At 78.7% G+C, this 1419-nt stretch carries 1 protein-coding gene and 1 pseudogene; one reads left to right on the top strand and one right to left on the bottom strand.

Annotation, left to right across the window (positions count from 1 at the left end; translation table 11 throughout):
- Positions 1-739 (top strand): NAD-dependent deacetylase (locus L7D48_RS28815; RefSeq protein ID WP_374494195.1); only part of this gene is annotated, 739 nt, incomplete at its 5' end.
- 82 nt (positions 740-821) lie between these two features.
- On the opposite strand, the pseudogene L7D48_RS28810 reads toward L7D48_RS28815, so the two are convergent.
- A pseudogene (locus tag L7D48_RS28810) lies at positions 822-1419 on the bottom strand (hypothetical protein); the annotation flags it as partial.

Here is a 1419-nt window from a genome sequence, read left to right as displayed (position 1 = left end):
GGCCGGGGCGGGCCGGAGGCCGCTGGTGGCCCTCCTGAGCGGCGCGGGGATCTCCACCGACTCCGGGATCCCCGACTACCGCGGCCCGAACGGGGTGTGGCGCAAGGACCCCGAGGCCGAGAAGCTCGTCACCTACGACCACTACATGAACGATCCGGAGATCCGCCGCCGCTCCTGGCGGATGCGGCTGGAGAGCCCGGCGCTGCGGGCCGGGCCGAACGCCGCGCACGAGGCCGTGGCGCGCCTGGAGCGCTCCGGGGTGCCGGTGCGGGTGATCACCCAGAACGTCGACGGGCTGCACCAGATGGCCGGGATGCCCGAGCGCAAGGTGCTGGAGCTGCACGGGACCGCGCGGGCCGTGGTGTGCACCGGGTGCGGCGCGCGTTCGGAGATGGAGCGGGCGCTGGAGCGGGTGCGGGCCGGGGTCGCGGACCCCGAGTGCCTGCGGTGCGGCGGCATCCTGAAGTCGGCCACCGTGATGTTCGGCGAGGCACTGGACCCGCAGGTGCTGGGTGAGGCGCTGGCGATCGCCAGGGCGTGCGAGGTGTTCGTCGCGGTCGGCACCAGCCTGCAGGTGCAGCCCGCCGCCTCGCTGGCCGGGATCGCCGCCGAGCACGGTGCGCGGCTGGTGATCGTCAACGCCGAGCCCACGCCGTACGACGCGCTGGCCGACCGGGTGGTGCGCGAGCCGATCGGGCGGGCGCTGCCGGCCCTGCTGGAGGAGCTGGTGGCGGGCTGAGGCGGGCGGCGCGACCGCGCCGGGGTGTCCCGGACACGGCCGGACGGCCGGATGCGGGCGGGCGCGGGCACGTGCGGGCCGGTCACCGGCGGGCGGCGGGGCGTCCCCGGGCCAGCACCCCCTCGATGTCCCTGCGGCGGCGGTCGGAGACCCGTGCCGCGGCCGCCAGCAGCAGGGGCGTCAGGGCGGCCGGGTCGGCCGCCACGGTCTCGGCCGCCTCCTCCGGACGCCGGGCCCGGACCACTGCCGACAGCAGTTCGACGGCCCCGGAGCCGAGGCCCGTCCCGCACAGGGCGAGCGCGGTCGCGGCCACCTCCTGCGCCGGGCGCGCGGCCGCCTGCCGCAGCAGCCGTCCGCAGTCCTCGGCGCGGCCCGCGGCGGCGAGCGCTGCGGCGGCCTCGGCCAGGGGGCCGGGCGGCAGGCTCGCGACCTCCCACAGCAGGTCCGCCGCGTCGGCGTCCATACCGGCCCGCTCCAGGCGTTCGACCAGCACCGGCAGAAGGGGGGCGGGACGGCCCGCGGCTTCGCACAGCAGGGCGTGCGCCTCCCCGGTGCGCCCCCGGGCGCGCAGTCCGGCCAGCCGGGTGACGGTCTCGTCGCACCGCCTCCGGAGGTGGGACGCCCGGATCTCGGCACCGGCCGGGTCCTCGGGCCGCGCCGCCCCCTCGCCTCCCCCGCTC

Origin of the sequence: Streptomyces sp. ICN903 (assembly GCF_022015835.1) — a bacterium.
In the GTDB taxonomy this organism is placed as follows: Bacteria; Actinomycetota; Actinomycetes; order Streptomycetales; family Streptomycetaceae; genus Streptomyces; species Streptomyces fenghuangensis.
The sequence above is the reverse complement of the archived record's forward strand: the minus strand, read 5'-3'. Positions and strand labels throughout refer to the sequence as shown.